The 16855-nt window shown below is 52.9% G+C and carries 15 protein-coding genes; 3 read left to right on the forward strand and 12 right to left on the reverse strand.

All coding sequences use genetic code 11. From position 1 onward, the window contains the following. Position 1: 1 nt before the first annotated feature. Genes gmhB through glyQ form a run of 3 tightly spaced genes read right to left on the reverse strand, consistent with a single transcriptional unit; the run spans position 2 to position 3564 of the window. The gene (gene gmhB / locus HCX92_RS05095; protein WP_169293846.1) at positions 2–541 is read right to left on the reverse strand and encodes a D-glycero-beta-D-manno-heptose 1,7-bisphosphate 7-phosphatase; all 540 of its coding nucleotides are present in this window, start codon (positions 539–541) and stop codon (positions 2–4) included. After that, positions 538–2664 (reverse strand): glycine--tRNA ligase subunit beta, encoded by a 2127-nt coding sequence (gene glyS, locus HCX92_RS05100; protein ID WP_169293847.1) that lies wholly within the window; start codon positions 2662–2664, stop codon positions 538–540. Before glyS ends, gmhB begins: the two co-directional genes overlap by 4 nt. Then, a complete protein-coding gene (gene glyQ / locus HCX92_RS05105; RefSeq protein ID WP_169293848.1) occupies positions 2665–3564 on the reverse strand; it encodes a glycine--tRNA ligase subunit alpha in 900 nt (299 codons plus the stop codon). 128 nt (positions 3565–3692) lie between these two features. On the opposite strand from glyQ, the gene HCX92_RS05110 reads away from it, so the two are divergent. Both HCX92_RS05110 and HCX92_RS05115 read left to right on the forward strand, forming a co-directional pair. Continuing rightward, a complete protein-coding gene (locus HCX92_RS05110) occupies positions 3693–4460 on the forward strand; it encodes a crotonase/enoyl-CoA hydratase family protein (RefSeq protein ID WP_169293849.1) in 768 nt (255 codons plus the stop codon). Positions 4461–4507: 47 nt separating this feature from the next. Then, the gene (locus HCX92_RS05115) at positions 4508–6037 is read left to right on the forward strand and encodes a fumarate hydratase (protein WP_169293850.1); all 1530 of its coding nucleotides are present in this window, start codon (positions 4508–4510) and stop codon (positions 6035–6037) included. Between the two features lie 136 nt (positions 6038–6173). Here HCX92_RS05115 and folK read toward each other — a convergent pair whose 3' ends face one another. The 5 genes from folK to HCX92_RS05140 are packed head-to-tail and all read right to left on the reverse strand — an operon-like array spanning position 6174 to position 10436. Continuing rightward, positions 6174–6644: a 2-amino-4-hydroxy-6-hydroxymethyldihydropteridine diphosphokinase gene (folK, locus tag HCX92_RS05120; RefSeq protein WP_169293851.1), complete on the reverse strand. Its 471-nt coding sequence runs from the start codon at positions 6642–6644 to the stop codon at positions 6174–6176. Next, positions 6641–8029 carry a polynucleotide adenylyltransferase PcnB gene (gene pcnB / locus HCX92_RS05125; RefSeq protein WP_169293852.1) on the reverse strand — a complete coding sequence of 463 codons (1389 nt, stop codon included), beginning with the start codon at positions 8027–8029 and terminating at the stop codon, positions 6641–6643. Before pcnB ends, folK begins: the two co-directional genes overlap by 4 nt. Before the next feature lie 25 nt (positions 8030–8054). Then, positions 8055–8738 (reverse strand): HAD family phosphatase, encoded by a 684-nt coding sequence (locus tag HCX92_RS05130; protein ID WP_169293853.1) that lies wholly within the window; start codon positions 8736–8738, stop codon positions 8055–8057. Next, the gene (gene hda, locus HCX92_RS05135) at positions 8735–9412 is read right to left on the reverse strand and encodes a DnaA regulatory inactivator Hda (protein WP_169293854.1); all 678 of its coding nucleotides are present in this window, start codon (positions 9410–9412) and stop codon (positions 8735–8737) included. Before hda ends, HCX92_RS05130 begins: the two co-directional genes overlap by 4 nt. After that, entirely contained in the window at positions 9405–10436 is a 1032-nt protein-coding gene (locus tag HCX92_RS05140; protein WP_246587444.1) for an AI-2E family transporter, read from the reverse strand. The genes hda and HCX92_RS05140 overlap by 8 nt, the downstream gene beginning before the upstream one ends. Positions 10437–10533: 97 nt before the next feature. On the opposite strand from HCX92_RS05140, the gene purM reads away from it, so the two are divergent. Then, the gene (purM, locus tag HCX92_RS05145) at positions 10534–11583 is read left to right on the forward strand and encodes a phosphoribosylformylglycinamidine cyclo-ligase (RefSeq protein ID WP_169293856.1); all 1050 of its coding nucleotides are present in this window, start codon (positions 10534–10536) and stop codon (positions 11581–11583) included. A 53-nt stretch (positions 11584–11636) separates the two neighbouring features. Here the strand turns inward: purM and miaA are convergent, their stop codons facing one another. The 4 genes from miaA to tsaE all read right to left on the reverse strand — a co-directional run bounded on the left by miaA (position 11637) and on the right by tsaE (position 16613). Then, entirely contained in the window at positions 11637–12599 is a 963-nt protein-coding gene (gene miaA / locus HCX92_RS05150) for a tRNA (adenosine(37)-N6)-dimethylallyltransferase MiaA (RefSeq protein ID WP_169293857.1), read from the reverse strand. Positions 12600–12731: 132 nt separating this feature from the next. Continuing rightward, a complete protein-coding gene (gene mutL, locus HCX92_RS05155; protein WP_169293858.1) occupies positions 12732–14657 on the reverse strand; it encodes a DNA mismatch repair endonuclease MutL in 1926 nt (641 codons plus the stop codon). A 127-nt stretch (positions 14658–14784) separates the two neighbouring features. Then, complete coding sequence (locus tag HCX92_RS05160; RefSeq protein ID WP_169293859.1) at positions 14785–16119, reverse strand: N-acetylmuramoyl-L-alanine amidase; 1335 nt, start codon at positions 16117–16119, stop codon at positions 14785–14787. Beyond that, the gene (tsaE, locus tag HCX92_RS05165) at positions 16071–16613 is read right to left on the reverse strand and encodes a tRNA (adenosine(37)-N6)-threonylcarbamoyltransferase complex ATPase subunit type 1 TsaE (RefSeq protein WP_169293860.1); all 543 of its coding nucleotides are present in this window, start codon (positions 16611–16613) and stop codon (positions 16071–16073) included. The genes HCX92_RS05160 and tsaE overlap by 49 nt, the downstream gene beginning before the upstream one ends. Positions 16614–16855: the final 242 nt, after the last annotated feature.

The raw sequence follows: 16855 nt of genomic DNA on the forward strand, positions 1-16855 counted from the left end.
ATTAATTTTCCCGCAACCATTCATTGACAATATCCGCCAGGCTGGCACGGATTTGCGTGCCGGGTGGCAGATTGGGGTCATTTTTTGTTTTAAGGCCATTGCCGGTTTCCACCAGCCAGGGCTTCATGCCTGCGATCTGTGCGGCTTGCAGGTCGCGCAGGGAATCACCAATCACTGGAACCTGTGCCGGATCTATCTCGTAGCGGCGAATAATATCGTGAAGCATGCCTGGCAAGGGTTTTCGGCAATTACAGCCATCTTCCGGCTTGTGCGGGCAAATGAAAATGGCATCCACCTGCCCGCCCAGCAAAGTGAGCTCCTGATTCATTTTGGCATGCATGGCATTCAGATCGCTCATGCTGAACAGGCCCCGGCCCAGGCCGGACTGGTTGCTGGCAATCACCACTTTCCAGCCTGCCCGGTACAGGCGGGCAATGGCTTCGAGACTGCCGGGCAGGGGAACCCATTCATCGGCCGATTTAACAAAATCGGTACGATCCTGGTTGATGACGCCGTCCCGATCAAGAATCACGAGTTTCATTGCGCCAGCCTGGAAATGTCGGCCACCAGGTTCATGGTGCCATGTAACTGTGAAAGCAAAGCCAGACGGTTATTGCGGATGTTCGGGTCTTCAGCCATGACCATGACATCGGTGAAGAAGGCATCAACCGCTTCACGTGTGCTGGCAATGCTGCGTAAGCTGGTCTCAAACTCACCTTTGTTAAAGTGATCCAGAGCAACCGGCTGGATGGTTTCAATCGTGCCTGCCAGGGCTTTTTCTGCCGGCTCAAGCAGAATGTCGGCATTAATCGCAGGCAGTGATCCGTCGACTTTTTTCAGCAGGTTGGCAATCCGTTTGTTGGCGGCAGCCAGACTCTCGGCTTCGGGTAATTGTGCAAAGGCGGTAACGGCCTTGACCCGGTCGATAATTTCATTCAGTGGCGGTGCCAAAGCAATAACAGCATCTACAACTGAGCGGTCATACTCGTTATTGAGCTGATTGCGGTAACGTTCGTAAATGAATTCCTGTACTTCGGTGACCGTGTTCGGGTTCAGGCTGATGTTTTCAAACGTGCCAGCGGCAAATTCAAGCAATTCATTCAGGGACAGCCTGGTTTGCAGGTTCAGGAACTGGCCGGCGGCCAATTGCTCAACCGCACTGATCAGGCCCAGCGCGGCACGGCGCAAGGCGTAAGGGTCACGCTCACCGGTGGGAACCAGACCAATCCCCCAAATGCCAACCAGGGTTTCGGCGCGTTCGGCAATAAACAAAATGGCCGAGGTCAAGGTTTCCTGGCTGACGGGCTTGTCGTAACGCACGCGGTACTGGTCTGCCAGGGCTGTCACGATTTCTTCGGGCTCGCCATCGGCCTTGGCATAGTAGGCGCCAATAATGCCCTGCAGTTCAGGGAATTCACCCACCATGTTGGAACTTAAATCGGCTTTGGCCAAGAGGGCGGCACGGTCGGCCAGCGCGACATTGGCGCCAAGCTGCTGGGCAATGTAAGCGGCAATTTTCCGGACCCGTTCGGAGCGGTCCAGCTGGGTGCCCAGTTTGTTGTGGTAAACAATGGTGGCCAGTTGCTCGACACGTGCGGCCAATGGCATTTTACGGTCGGTATCGAAGAAAAATTCGGCATCGGCCAGGCGCGGGCGCACGACCCGTTCGTTGCCCTCGATAATCTGTTGTGGGTTCTCGATGTCCATGTTGCTGACAATCAGGAAGCGGTGTGTCAGCTTGCCAGTGGCCGGGTCGAACAGGGGGAAATATTTCTGGTTCAGGCGCATGGTCAGGATCAGGCATTCTGGTGGTACGGCCAGGAATTTTTCCTCAAACTGACCGATATACACGGCTGGGTATTCCACCAGTGAAGTGACTTCGTCGAGTAGCGCGGTGACCTCGGGATCGTTGCCAATAGTGGCACCCAGTGAGGCCGCTTTTTCAGCCAGCAGGGCACTGATCATGTCGCGACGTTCTTCATACGAGGCAATGACCTTGCCTTCTTCGCGCAGTTGCTGCTCGTAGGTGTTGGCATGGTTTAACTGAACCGGTGCCTGGCTAAGGAAGCGGTGTCCCCGGGTTACGTGGCTGGATGAAATGCCCAGCACGCTAACTGGCAGGACCTGGTCACCAAACAGGACAACCAGACCATGCACGGGGCGTACGAAGCGGACACTGGTTTGTCCGTCGGCCAGTTGATAGCGCATGACTTTGGGAATGGGCAGGTTGGCAATCGCCTCATCAATGGCGGTTTGCAGGAATGCGGCCAGTTGTGCGCCGGGGGCGGTGCCTTTGGCGATTAAATATTCCTGTTTGCCATCGGATTCGCGAGTCAGGTCAGCAACACTCAAGTGTTCCAGGCCTTTGGCGGCCAGTTTTTTTTGCAGGGCGGGGCTGGCATTGCCGTTTTCGTCAAGGCCGATTTTCACAGGCATGAGTTTTTCTGCAAAGGCCTGTTCGGGAGCCTGCGCCAATACCTGGCTTAAGCGGACACCAAGCCGGCGTGGTGTGGCAAAGGACTCAAGCGCGCACTGTTCACCCAGAAGGTGTTGTTTGTTCAGGGACTGGTAAACACCTTGGGCAAATGCCTTGCCCAGCTTTTGCAATGCCTTGGGAGGCAGTTCTTCGGTAAGTAATTCGATCAGTAAAGGATTCGTTGACATTTATGCAATCTCTTGTTTTTTCAGCATCGGGAAGCCAAGCTGTTCACGGGAGTCGTAATAGCACTGGGCAACTGCACGGGACAGGTTGCGGATACGGCCAATATAGCTGGCCCGTTCGGTAACGCTAATGGCGCCCCGGGCATCAAGCATATTGAAAGTATGGGCGGCTTTCAGGACGACCTCGTAGGCAGGCAGGGCCAATGGGATCTCGACCAGTTTTTTGGCTTCGGCTTCGTAGTCATTGAAATGCGCAAACAGCATTTCTGTTGAGGCGTATTCAAAGTTGTAGGTGGATTGTTCAACTTCATTCTGGTGAAACACGTCACGGTAATACACGGTATCGCCATTGGGACGACGGGTCCAGACAAGGTCATAAACACTTTCCACGTTTTGCAGATACATGGCCAGGCGTTCAAGACCGTAGGTGATTTCACCGGTGGTGGCCGGGCAGTCAAGGCCGCCTACCTGCTGGAAGTAAGTGAATTGCGTGACTTCCATGCCATTGAGCCAGACTTCCCAGCCCAGGCCCCAGGCACCCAGCGTGGGGTTTTCCCAGTCATCTTCAACGAAGCGGATATCGTGTTCCAGGGGGTTGATGCCCAGCGCTTGCAGCGAACCGATGTAAAGATCAAGAATGTCGGGTGGAGCCGGCTTGAGCACAACCTGGTACTGGTAATAGTGTTGCAGGCGGTTGGGATTTTCGCCATAGCGGCCATCTTTGGGGCGGCGTGATGGCTGCACATAAGCGGCATGCCAGGGCTCGGGACCGATGGCGCGCAGGAAAGTGGCTGTATGGGACGTACCCGCGCCCACTTCCATGTCGTAAGGCTGGAGCAACGCACAACCTTGTGCGTCCCAGTATTCCTGAAGTTTTAAGATAATTTGCTGAAAAGTAAGCATGAATTCGACTCTAGCATCGGATGAATAACCAAACCTTGGATTTTAGGGTATTTGTTGCGGTTCTAGGGATAATTTGTGGTTTGAAAGGGTAAAATGCCTCAATAACCCCGAACCTACAGGAGACAACTGTGACAGAATTGGTGAAATCAGAAATCATTGGCCGGGTATTGGTCATTACCATCAACCGACCTGAAGCCCGCAACGCCCTTACTTACGATACTTCTTTTGCGCTGGCTGCCGCGCTTGACCAGCTTGACGCCAATGATGACCTGACGGTGGGCATTCTTACCGGACAAGGCAATACGTTTTGTTCGGGCATGGATTTGAAAGAGTTCGCCAAAACCCAGCGCCGTGCCGTGGTGCCGGGCCGCGGTCTGGGTGGTTTGTGTGAGGCACCGCCTCAAAAACCCCTGATTGCCGCCATCGAGGGCTATGCGTTGGCCGGTGGCTGTGAATTGGCGCTGGCCTGCGATTTGATCGTGGCCGCTGAAAATGCCCAGTTTGGCTTGCCTGAAGTAAAACGTGGCCTGGTGCCCGGTTCGGGTGGCATGCTGCGCCTGCCGCAAAGGCTGCCGTACCACGTTGCCATGGAGATCTTATTAACCGGTGACATGATTCCCTCCACGCGTGCGCACCAGCTTGGTTTGGTCAATCAACTGACAGAACCGGGCAAAGCGCTGGAAGCTGCGCTAAAATTGGCTGAGAAGATTGCAGCGAATGGCCCTCTGGCCGTACGTACGGTCAAGCAGGTGGTGGTGCAGTCACAAGACTGGCGCCAGGAAGACATGTTTGCCCTGCAACAGCCACGCATGGCGCATATCTTTGTTTCAGAAGATGCCAAAGAAGGGGCTACCGCATTCGCCGAAAAACGGGCTCCGGTCTGGAAAGGCAAATAAACCGTAAAGTTGTTAACCGTTAGTTTTTTGAAAAAGTTGATTGAACAATGACTACCATTATCAAAGAAGAGGACCTGATCCAATCCATCGCGGATGCGATCCAGTTCATCAGTTTTTACCATCCTGCCGACTATATTCAGCATCTGGCTCGTGCCTATGAGCGCGAAGAAAGCCTGGCAGCTAAAGATGCGATTGCCCAAATTCTGACCAACTCCCGCATGTGCGCGGAAGGGCATCGCCCCATTTGTCAGGATACCGGCATTGTGAACGTTTTCCTGAAAGTGGGTATGGATGTCAAGTTTGATCTGAAAGGTACGCTGCAAGAGGCATGTGATGAAGGCGTTCGTCGCGGTTATCTGGATCCTGACAACAAGCTGCGTGCTTCCGTGCTGGCTGACCCCATTTTTGAGCGCAAGAATACCAAAGATAATACCCCCTGTATCCTGAGCGTTGAGCTGGTTCCTGGTGACAAGGTTGACGTTCAGGTTGCGGCCAAAGGCGGTGGTTCAGAAAACAAAACCAAGTTCGCCATGCTCAACCCCAGTGACTCGATCGTTGACTGGGTACTGAAAACCGTTCCGCAAATGGGGGCCGGCTGGTGTCCTCCAGGCATGTTGGGTATAGGGGTGGGTGGTACCGCTGAAAAAGCCATGTTAATGGCCAAGCAGTCACTGATGGAAGACATCGACATGTACGAGTTGCTGGCCCGTGGCCCGCAAAACAAACTCGAAGAGTTGCGTATCGAGCTGTATGAAAAAGTCAATGCCCTGGGAATTGGTGCCCAGGGTTTGGGTGGCCTGACAACCGTGCTGGATGTCAAAATCAATACTTACCCAACCCATGCCGCCTCTAAACCCATCGCCATGATTCCAAACTGTGCGGCAACCCGTCATGCCCACTTTGTACTGGATGGTTCAGGCGTTGCCGTGTTAACACCGCCTTCTTTGTCTGATTGGCCAGATGTGCAATGGGCACCCGATTACAACAAGTCCAAACAGGTGAATCTGGATACCCTGACCAAAGAAGAAGTGGCCAGCTGGAAACCCGGTCAAACCCTGTTGCTGTCCGGCAAAATGCTGACCGGTCGTGATGCCGCCCACAAGCGCATCCAGGACATGTTGGCCAAGGGCGAGTCATTGCCGGTTGATTTCACCAACCGTGTTATTTATTATGTTGGCCCGGTTGATCCGGTGCGTGATGAAGTGGTTGGCCCTGCAGGCCCCACCACGGCAACCCGTATGGACAAATTCACCGATATGATGCTGGAAAAAACCGGCCTGATTTCCATGATCGGCAAGGCCGAGCGCGGACCGGTCGCGATCGAGTCCATTCGCAAGCACAAATCGGCTTATTTAATGGCGGTGGGTGGTTCGGCTTACCTGGTGTCCAAAGCGATTCGTAGCGCTAAAGTCGTGGGCTTCGAGGACCTGGGCATGGAAGCCATTTACGAGTTTGAAGTGAAAGACATGCCGGTAACCGTCGCCGTTGATTCCGAAGGTACCTCTGTTCATAAAACAGGTCCCAGAGAATGGCAAGCCAAAATCGGTAAAATTCCAGTAGCGGTAGAAGAGTTGTAAGCCGTTTCTGTTGTTGAAGACAAAAACACCGGTCGGGTTTTATTATCCGCCGGTGTTTTTTTATGTGCTTAATGTGGTGTTTTCACGTTTGCAACGGTTCGTATGCCTTGATAATGAAAGATATGTTGATTCAGGTTTAAAGCAGTTCAATGCCCTGGTCTTTGCACTGCTCCAGCAGGGTGTCAAGGGTACCTTGAGCCAGAACAATGTCTGGTGCCAAGTCTTGCAGGGGCAATAACACAAAGGCCCGTTGGTGCATGCGCGGATGCGGCAGGGTCAGTTCAGCCGAATGATTGATTTCATCGTTGAATAGCAGGATGTCCAGATCCAGTGTGCGGGGCGCGTTTATATAGGGCCGTTCCCGGCCATAGCGGTTTTCAATTTCTTGCAGCAGATGCAGCAGCGCCAATGAGCTTAATGAGGTTTCAAGCCGGGCGACCGCGTTGACATAGTCGGGCCCTGATGAATCGACCGGGCTGCTGCGGTAAAAGCGGGAACACTCCAGCTGGTGAATGGACGGATGGTCGGCCAGATTGACCAGTGCCTGTTGCAGGATATTGCGACTTTCACCCAGATTGGAGCCAAGGCCGATATACGCGATGTTCATGAAATGTCCTGCTGTGGCAAAGCGGCTTTCTTGCGGGCAGGCGAACGACGCTTGCGACGTTTGCGTGCGGTACCCGCCGAACCGGGGGTGCCTTTCAGTTTTTGCGTCAGTTCTTCAATCATCCGGGTTTTGCCAGCCGCATCGGTATCTGCCAGATCCATCCACCATTGAGCCTGAACGCTATCGAATTCACCGCTGGCTGCACGCAATTGCAGAAAATCACAGGCGGCCCGAAAACGGGGCTGCTCGGTCATTTTCCAGATCTGGCGTGGAACGGGATGTTCAAAGCGGGGCTGCATGAACCAGATTTCACGCATATCGGTGGTGTGACGCCGCTGGATGGCCAGTTTGTGAACCTGGTCTTCAAGCACCTGGTCTGCCGCATGAATCAGTGCCTGCATGGGCGGTTCTTTTTGCGCAATATTACGTTTCCAGTACACATCCACCAGGCGCCATAACAGCGCGGCATAAAGGAAACTGGGGCTGACCGACTTGCCCTGACGGACCCGGTGATCGGTGCGGTCAAGAGTCAGTTCGACAAATTTCTGGCCACCTGGCTGCTTCAGGACCACATCCAGCAGGGGCAGGGTTCCTTCGTGCAGGCCTTCTTCGCGAAGCTGTTTCAGACAGGCCAGGGCATTGCCGCAGGTCATGAGTTTAAGGGTTTCATCAAACAGGCGCGAGTCGGGCACATTGGAAATGAGATCGGCCAGTCGTTTGATGGGTTCCTTGGTGTGGGGCTCGATAGTGCCATTCAGTTTGGCGGCAAAGCGTACCGCCCGCAACATGCGGACCGGATCTTCGCGGTAACGGGTTTCAGGGTCGCCAATAATGCGTACGATGTGCTTGCGAAGATCTGACAGGCCATTATGGTAGTCGATCACCTGCTCGGTAAGCGGGTCGTAATACAGGGCGTTAAGGGTGAAATCGCGTCGGGCGGCATCTTCTTCCTGGGTGCCGAAGACGTTGTCGTTGAGGATGCGGCCGTGTTCATCGGTTTTGTTCTGGCCATTGCTATTGGCCCTGAAAGTTGAGGTTTCAATGATTTCGGGGCCAAAAACCACGTGCACCAATTGAAAGCGCCGGCCAATAATGCGGGCTCGCCGGAAAGAGGCACGGACCTCTTCGGGGGTGGCATTGGTGGCCACATCAAAATCCTTGGGCTCCAGGCCCAGGATAAGATCGCGCACGGCACCTCCTACGATAAAGGCCTGGAACCCTTTCTGGTTTAATACCTCGCAGACCTTGATGGCGTTGCGCGAGACAAGCCGGCGATCAATGCCGTGTTGCTCCTGGTGGTAAATCCGGGCTTTGGTTTTTTTTGTGTCGCTGGCCGGGGAATTGAACAGGCGGCTGACGAAGCTTTTAATGGTGCTTTTGATCATAGGGACGAAATAAATGAAGATATTGTTATTTTAAAGCAAACAGATCAAGAACTGGCCAGCCGTTTTCATGTGCTGTTTTACGCAGGAACTCATTGGGGTTGGTGGCAACCGGGTTACTGACAACTTCAAGCAGGGGCAGGTCATTTTGCGAGTCGCTATAAAAATAGGACTCGGTAAAATCGTCCAGTTTTTTGCCCATGGACTCAAGCCACATGTTAACGCGGGTTACCTTGCCTTCCTTGTAACTGGGGACGCCTTGCACCCGGCCGGTAAAGCGGCCGTTGACATATTCGGGCAGGGTGCCGATTAAATGTTCGATACCAAACGCACGGGCTACCGGGGACGTGACGAAAGAGTTGGTGGCCGTCACAATGCAGCACAGATCACCGTTTTCCTGGTGCTGGCGAACCAGGTCGATGGCACTGGCCTGAATGGTGGGACGCACCACCTCACACATGAATTGCTCATGGAACCGGGCCAGGTCATAAGGGCTGTGCATTTTAAGAAAGCTCAGCATGAACTCGGCAGATTCCTCTATTTTCAGAATACCTGCCGTGTATTTTTCCATCAGTTCATGGTTTTTTTGCTGGATGGCGACAGGATCACCGGCCAGATTGTTGCGAGCTAAAAAATCAACCCATTCGCGATCAGTGTCAATGGGGAGCAGCGTATGGTCAAGATCGAAAAGGGCCAGATTGGTAGATGTCATGATTTTGTTTTAATGAAAAAAGCTTTAAGTAAAGGGACGGTAATAGGGCGTCTTGTAGACAGTGAATAGGTGTCCAGGGCATCGAGCAGGTTGAAAAGGGCGGCAATATCACGCGAATAATGGGTGAAAATCCAATGCGTGACTTCGTGGCTTAATTGCAAGCCTTTTTCGCGGGCACGATGTTGCAAAGCGGTAAGGCGTTGCTCGTCACTGAGTTGTTCGAGCCGATAGACCAGTTCCCAACCAAGTCGGGTTCGCAGATCTTCACGGATAGGCATGGCCAGCGGAGATACATTGCCGGAAACCAGCAGTATGAAGGCATCGGGCGTGTTCTTGCGCAGTTTCCATTCATTATACAGACTGAACAGTTCGGCCTGTTGGTCTTCGTTTAAGGATTCAATGTCATCAATGGCCACCAGGGGTGGGGTATTCTGGAAAGTAATGGATGCCAGAAAGGGGTGGCTTTCATGATTGAAATAAGTGCCCTGGTGGCAGGCAGCCATCGCTTTGAGTAAATGGGTTTTGCCACAGCCGTTGCTTCCCCAAAGATAGAGTGATTGCCCCGGCTGGAGGTGACGCAGCGTGGTAATGGCTTCAGCGTTTTGCCCCACGATGAAATTGTCAAGGGTGGGCTCGGGAACCGGAGAGACTTCAAGCGTTAATTGTTCATTCATTTTTATAAAAAGTACTATTCAGGTATTGACCATAAACGCGACGGACCAATACCGACAGGGCTGCACTGATCGGCAGGGCAAGCAGAACACCAAAAAAGCCAAAAATTTCGCCAAATACAAACAGGGCAAAAATGATGACCAGTGGATGCAAGCCAATTCGGTCACCCATAATCTTGGGGGTTAAATATAAGCTTTCGAAAACCTGACCTATGCCGAACACAATAGCAACGGCAATAAGACCGTAGTAACCCTCGAATTGTAATAGAGCCGAGAGGATTGCGAGCAATAATCCCAGTCCGAAGCCCAAATAAGGGATAAAAACCAGTAATCCGGTAATGACGCCAATGGGAATCGCACTGTCAAAATCGGCAATGGACAGGCCAACGCTGTAATAAACCGCCAGAATCAGCATGACCAGAATTTGTCCGCGCAGGAAACTGGACAGCAGTTTGTCTATTTCATTGCCGATATCAAGGGCGGTATTCAGAAAGCGGCGTGGAATGATTTCACTGAAACGGTGGAGGAAAGTGTTCCAGTCAAATAACAGGTAAACCAGCACAACCGGGGTGAGCATGCCACTGGCAATATAGAAAACCAGGGTGGAGCCACTGGCTTTCAGATAATTGAGTGCCGTCGTGAAAAGGCTGTCGGTGCCGGTGACGGCATCTTGCAGGAGCAGGCGGATGCGGGAGATATCCAGTTTGCTGTCTACGCCAAGCCATTCATCAATGTTGGGAGCCAGTTGGGTATTGTATTGATGAACCCATATTGGCAATTGCCCGATAACCAGATTGATTTCCCGACGTAACAGCGGAATAATGATCAACATGATGCCCAGAAGGACGGCAAACAGTAAAAACACCATGAAGAACACGGCCAGCCAGCGTGGCAGATGTAAACGGACCAGCAACTCTACACCGGGGGCCAGAATATAGGCCAGCGCCAGTGCCAGCATGAACGGAGTCAGCACCGGAGACAGGATATAAAGTAGAATTAGCAGGCATATTCCAACTCCTGACCACAAAAGTGTCTGATTTCTACGTAAATTTTTCTCATTCATCGTAAAATTGCGTTTACTCCATTTGATTTATGACATTTTTACATATTTAGGCTCGTTTCTCATGACAAATTCAACAAAATCCTCTTTGACCTATCGTGATGCAGGTGTGGATATTGATGCTGGCGACGCATTGGTTGATCGCATCAAGCCATTGGCTGCCAAAACCATGCGCGAAGGTGTGATGGCCGGGATCGGCGGTTTTGGGGCTTTGTTTGAAGTACCCAAAAAATACCAGGAACCCGTTCTTGTTTCCGGCACCGATGGTGTGGGTACCAAATTGCGTCTCGCGTTTGAGTGGAATCGCCACGATACGGTAGGTATCGACCTGGTAGCCATGAGTGTAAACGATATCCTGGTGCAAGGGGCCGAGCCATTGTTTTTCCTTGACTACTTTGCCTGCGGAAAACTGTCCGTGGATACCGCGGCCAGCGTGGTAGGAGGTATTGCCAAGGGTTGTGAGCTTTCCGGCTGCGCCCTGATTGGTGGTGAAACCGCGGAAATGCCCGGCATGTATCCGGACGGTGAATATGACCTGGCCGGTTTTGCCGTGGGTGCGGTTGAAAAATCCAGGATCATCAATGGCAAGTCCATTCAGGTCGGTGACCGTATTCTGGGCCTGGCATCCAGCGGTGCACACTCAAACGGTTTTTCCCTGATCCGTAAAATTATTGAACGTGCCGGCGCCCAGCCCAATGACGACTTCCACGGTCAACCCCTGGTTGATGTTGTCATGGCGCCGACCCGTATTTATGTTAAACAGGTGCTGGCTGCACTGGCCAAGCATGGTACCGATATCAAGGGCCTGGCCCACATTACCGGTGGTGGCCTGTTAGACAACGTACCCCGTATTTTGCAACCTGGTCTGTCCGCCCGTTTAAGCAAAGACGCCTGGGAATTGCCTGAACTGTTCAAGTGGCTGCAACAAGAGGGTAATGTTGAAGACACCGAAATGCATCGTGTATTCAACTGTGGTATTGGCATGGTGCTGGTGGTTTCCGCCAGCCAGGCCGCGGACATTACTGCCACCTTGCAGGAGCAGGGTGAAACCGTTTATCAGCTGGGTGAAATCGTTCCGCAGGAAGATGGCATGGAACAGACCGTCGTTGTTTAAGTTATAAAACAACGCAAAAAAGCAATAAGGGCTTGCCGTGGCAAGCCCTTGTTTTATTGTTGGAGGGAGGTCTCCAGGTCATGGGCAATGGCGTCTATGACCTGCACTGCCACGTTATGGGCCATGCAATCAATCCGGATTCGGTCGGGTTGGGCGCGCAACCAGGTAATTTGGCGTTTTGCCAGCTGGCGCGTGGCGGCAATGGCTTTTTCACGGGCCTCTGGCAAATCATAGTCGCCATTCAAGTGTGACCATATTTGCCGGTATCCCACGCAGCGAATGGATGGCAGGTCAGCGTGCAGCTCGGGGCGTTGTTTAAGCTGTTGGACTTCCTCAACAAACCCCTTTTCAAGCATCTGATCAAACCGGGCGGCGATGCGCTCGTGCAGATCCAGGCGGTTGGCTGGCTCAAGGCTGATGGTTTTGTACAGAAAATCACCGGCTTTTTCTGCCGGCTGCTCAAGCAGTACAGACATGGGCTTGCCGGAAATGCGATAAATTTCCATTGCACGTTGTACCCGCTGGCTGTCATTGGGAGCCAGGCGGGCAGCGGTAACGGGATCGACCTTGGCCAATTCAGCATGCAGGGCGGGCCAGCCGTGCTGACGGGCAAAATCCTCCAGCTCCTGGCGAATATCCTCATGGGCAGCCGGCAATTCATTAAGCCCTTCGCGCAGTGCCTTGTAATACATCATGGTGCCACCGGCCAGGATTGGAATCCGGCCCCGCGCCTGAATGGCGGAAATAAGTTCTGCGGCATCCCGGGTGAATTCGGCGGCACTGTAGGTTTGTGCCGGATCACGGATGTCCAGCAGGTGCTGGGGGGTTTGTGCCTGTTCTTCCCGGGATGGCTTGGCGGTGCCAATATCCATGCCTTTATAAATAGTGGCCGAGTCCACATTAATGATTTCAATGGGCCAGCGTTGGGCAATGGCCAGTACACTGGCGCTTTTACCGGATGCGGTGGGGCCTGCAATACAAATAATGGCTGGGTGCCTGGTGTCCTGAGTTGGCATGGTCTTGGATGGCAATGGGCTGTTATGAAAAAAACACAAAAAATAACAGGCAGTGAGTTTTCTGCCCGTTCAAGGGGTAGTTTAGCATTAGCCGAAGCCTGATTATTGGGAACCCCGATGCTTTTTGCTGCTTTATTGCCCGCGCATGAACAGTTTATCCAGGTCGTTCATGGTCCATTGGAACCAGGTGGGGCGGCCATGGTTGCACTGGTTGGCCCTTTCGGTCTGTTCCATTTGGCGCAGCAGGGCATTCATTTCTTCCAGGCTTAAACGGCGATTGGCCCTGACGGAGCCGTGGCAGGCCATGGTGGAGAGCAACTCATTGCGCTGTTCGGTCAGGTGTCTGGATACACCGGCCTGGCTCAAGTCTTTCAAAACATGCAGTACCAGGGATTCAATATCGCCATGGGCCAGCAAAGCGGGTACCGAGCGCACGGTAATGGCACGTGGGCCGGCAGCCGTCAGGTTAAGTCCCAGCGCATGCAAGGCTTCGTGGTGTTCCTCCAGCAAGGCCACTTCTTTTTCAGAGCAATGAAAAACAACCGGCACCAGCAGGTCTTGTCTGGGCATGCTGTGCGTGTCCAGGGCGGTTTTCAGCTTTTCATAAACCACCCTTTCGTGGGCGGCATGCATGTCTACCAGCACCAGTCCCCTGGAGTTTTGAGCCAGGATATAGATACCATGCAACTGGCCCAGTGCCATGCCCAGTGGAAATGTATCTTCTTCGGGCAGGGAAGCGGGAGGTGTTTTACCGGCTGTGCTGGCCGGGTAAGCAGGGGGATTGAAAACGGCTCCCACCGTGCCGGTTGTATTGTTTCCCGGTGCGTTTTCATTGAAGTGGCTGGCCGGCAGCTGGTCGGAAGATGCTAGTGGACGGTAAGCCTGGGTCCAGGCCTGTTGATGGTCCAGGCTCAAAGGTGTTTGCCGCTGATAGGGGTTGAAGCGGGCGGCTGGCTGGTTGGCCGGGGAAGTGCCGCCATTGTGACTGGTGGTTGTTGATGTGTCAGGCAAGGTGGCTGGCGCAAGTCCGGCAGGCAGTTGGGCCGGCAGCCGGTTCATGGCATCTTGCTGGCCGCCTGCACTGGCCAGTGCAGCGGCAACGGTTTGCGAAACACAACGGTAAACCGCGCCACCATCCCTGAATCTGACTTCATGTTTGGCGGGGTGTACGTTGACATCGACCGTATTGGGATCGATATTCAGGAACAGGACATAGGCCGGCTGGCGGTCACCGTGCAAGACATCGGCATAGGCAGTGCGAATGGCATGGGACACGGTGCGATCGCGTACATAGCGGCCATTCACATACAGGTATTGTTTATCGGCACGGCTGCGGGCGGCATTGGGTTGGGTGATCAGCCCGTGCAGGCTGGCCAGGCCAACGTCGGCATTCACGGGAATGCCGGCATCGATAAACTCGGCTCCCAATACATCACGGATGCGCTGAAACGAATCGGTGCTTACCCATTGGCGGTAGGCCTTGTCGTTATGAAAAAGGCGAAAAGCCACTTCCGGGAACGCCATGGCGATTCTTTCCACGGCATCCAGGCAATGCCCCAGTTCCGTTGTTTCCGATTTCAGGAACTTGCGGCGGGCCGGGATCCGGTCAAACAGCTGGCGCATGTCGATGGTGGTGCCATAAGCGCCAGAGGCCGGTGTTATTTCATTGTGAGCCGCATCTATTTGCCAGGCGTGATCATCGGTCTGTGTGCGAGAGGTAATGACAAGTCGTGACACCGAGGCAATCGAGGCCAGAGCCTCGCCCCGGAAACCCATGGAGTTGACCGATTCCAGTTCCTCAAGTGAGGTGATTTTGCTGGTGGCATGGCGCATGAGGGCCAGTGGCAACTCGTCCCTGGGGATGCCGGTACCGTCATCGGTGATACAGATTCGCTTGATTCCTCCACCTTCAAGGCGGATTTCAATGGCGCGTGCCTGTGCATCAATGGCATTTTCAAGCAATTCCTTGAGGACTGAGGCGGGGCGCTCGATGACTTCACCGGCCGCGATCTGGCTGATGAGTTGATCGGGAAGGGGGGAAATATGGCGTCTTGGCATGTTGCCTAAAGGAAAATTTCAGCTAAATGAAAAAGGGAGCCGTAAACGGCTCCGTAAAGGTACTGCAGCAAAATGCATGCGCTACTATCGCATGCATTTTCATTTTGCCTTAAAAGCAACAATGTGTCTACCCTATACGGGCAAGTGGGGGGTTTGTTGCAAAATAACCCTTGACCCCAGATAAAATCGCGCTGGCAATTTGTTGCTGGTTGTTAGTGTTTCTTAGGAAGCGTTCTTCTTGCGGATTGGAAATGAAGGCGGTTTCAACCAGGATGGAAGGGATGTCTGGTGCCCTTAAGACCGCAAAACCGGCCTGTTCAACGCGCCGACTCTGGATGCCGTTAACCTGGGCCAAAGAGTTAAGCACGCGGTGACCGATATCCAGGGAATCCTTGATTTGGGCGGTCGTTGACATATCCAGTAACACGCTGGCGGTGTGTCTGTCGTGATTGCCAATATCGATACCGCCAATCAGGTCGGCGGCATTTTCTTTTTTAGCCAGCCAGCGGGCAGAAGCACTGGAAGCGCCACCGCGGGAAAGCGCAAAGACAGAGGTTCCGCGTGCGGATTTGTTGGTGAAGGCATCGGCGTGAATGGAGATGAAAAGGTCGGCCTTGACCCGGCGGGCTTTCTGGACACGAACATGCAATGGGACAAAAAAATCGGCATCGCGGGTCATGTAGGCACGCATATTGGGCTGTGCATTAATAAGATTGCGCAGGCGACGGCCAATGGCCAGGACGATATCTTTTTCTTTGGTACCCATGCCGCCAATGGCGCCAGGATCTTCTCCACCATGCCCCGGATCAATGGCGATAAGAATCGGACGGTTGGCACCGCCACGATTTCCGGTATTAGCAGGCTGGCGCGGTTGTACCTGACCGTTGACGGAGGGTACAGGAGCGTTGTTGCGGTTTTGGGCAAGTTTATCCAGGACGCTGGCCAAGGGGTCGTCACCGGCCATGTTCGAGCTGAGCGCCAGCAAGGGGTCTTTGGCTACCTTGGGGTATAAATCCAGAACCAGACGGTATTGGTAATCGCCAATGGGTTTGAGGGTAAAGACCTGGGGGGCAATGGCTTGTTTTAAATCCAGGACGAGACGAACAACGTCGGCACGGTTTTGGGCGACCCGTACGGCAGAAATATAAGGGTCATTGGGTTTGATTTTGGAAATGAGCGAGTTAAGGGCTGTACTCATGGTGAGACCCTGCAAGTCAACCACCAGACGATTGGGGTTGGACAGGGTGAAATGCTCGGCCTTGAGAGGAGCGTTCAATTCCAGGGTAACTCGCGTGTATTCATCGGCCGGCCAGGTACGCACGGCCAGAATCTGGCTGGTGGCTGCCTGGGCTACTTTGGAAATGACGGGAAGTGACAACAGAGTAGCAGCTGTTGCCAGAATACGACGACGCGTCATTGGACGAGTGTTTGTATATTCATTTGTTGTAGCTGTTTTATCCATGATTGACCCTTTTCCGAAAACGCTTGTATTTTTGCATCGCGACCTGAGGAAGCGTAATTGAGTGACAGTTCAATATCGGGGGGAGGCAGGCTTGAACCCGCTTTTTCGGCCCACTCGATGAGGACGATGGCATCTTCAAGCAAATTCTCACGGAACCCTGCGTCCTGCCATTCGTTTGTGTCACTAAATCTATAAAAATCAAAGTGATACAAGTATAAGCTAGAAACTTTATAGCTTTCAAGCAGGGTATACGTAGGGCTTTTGATGCGCCCGGTTACCCCCATTGCCCTTAAAAAAGCTCTTGCAAAACTTGTTTTTCCTGCTCCCAGATCTCCTTTCAAGTGGATGTGTCCCCCTTTTTTTAAGTGGGGATCATGGTGGCAACCATTTGATATTTCAGTGCTTATTAAGGTCGCGAGCTGTTGGGCCAGACGATCGGTAGCGCTTTCGTCTGGTAAATAAACAGTTATAAAATTGTTAAGTTCGCTGGACATAAGACCTGAAAATGTGGTTTTTTTAATACTTTTATTATAAATTCAGTTAAAGTAAATTCTGGAAAAAAACAAAAAATTGTCTAAAAACAACAGTTCATGGCTGTTTTTTCATGCATTTTCACGATTGGTTTTGCTGGTCGTGGTGTTTTTCAGGATTGACAGGCTGATTTCCGTCTTTCCAATGAGAAATGCGGGTTCTTGGGAAAAACGGAAATCATGGCAGTATCGCAGTTATGCGAAGC

The sequence above is a fragment of the Advenella sp. EE-W14 genome (assembly GCF_012923605.1).
In the GTDB taxonomy this organism is placed as follows: Bacteria; Pseudomonadota; Gammaproteobacteria; order Burkholderiales; family Burkholderiaceae_B; genus Advenella; species Advenella alkanexedens.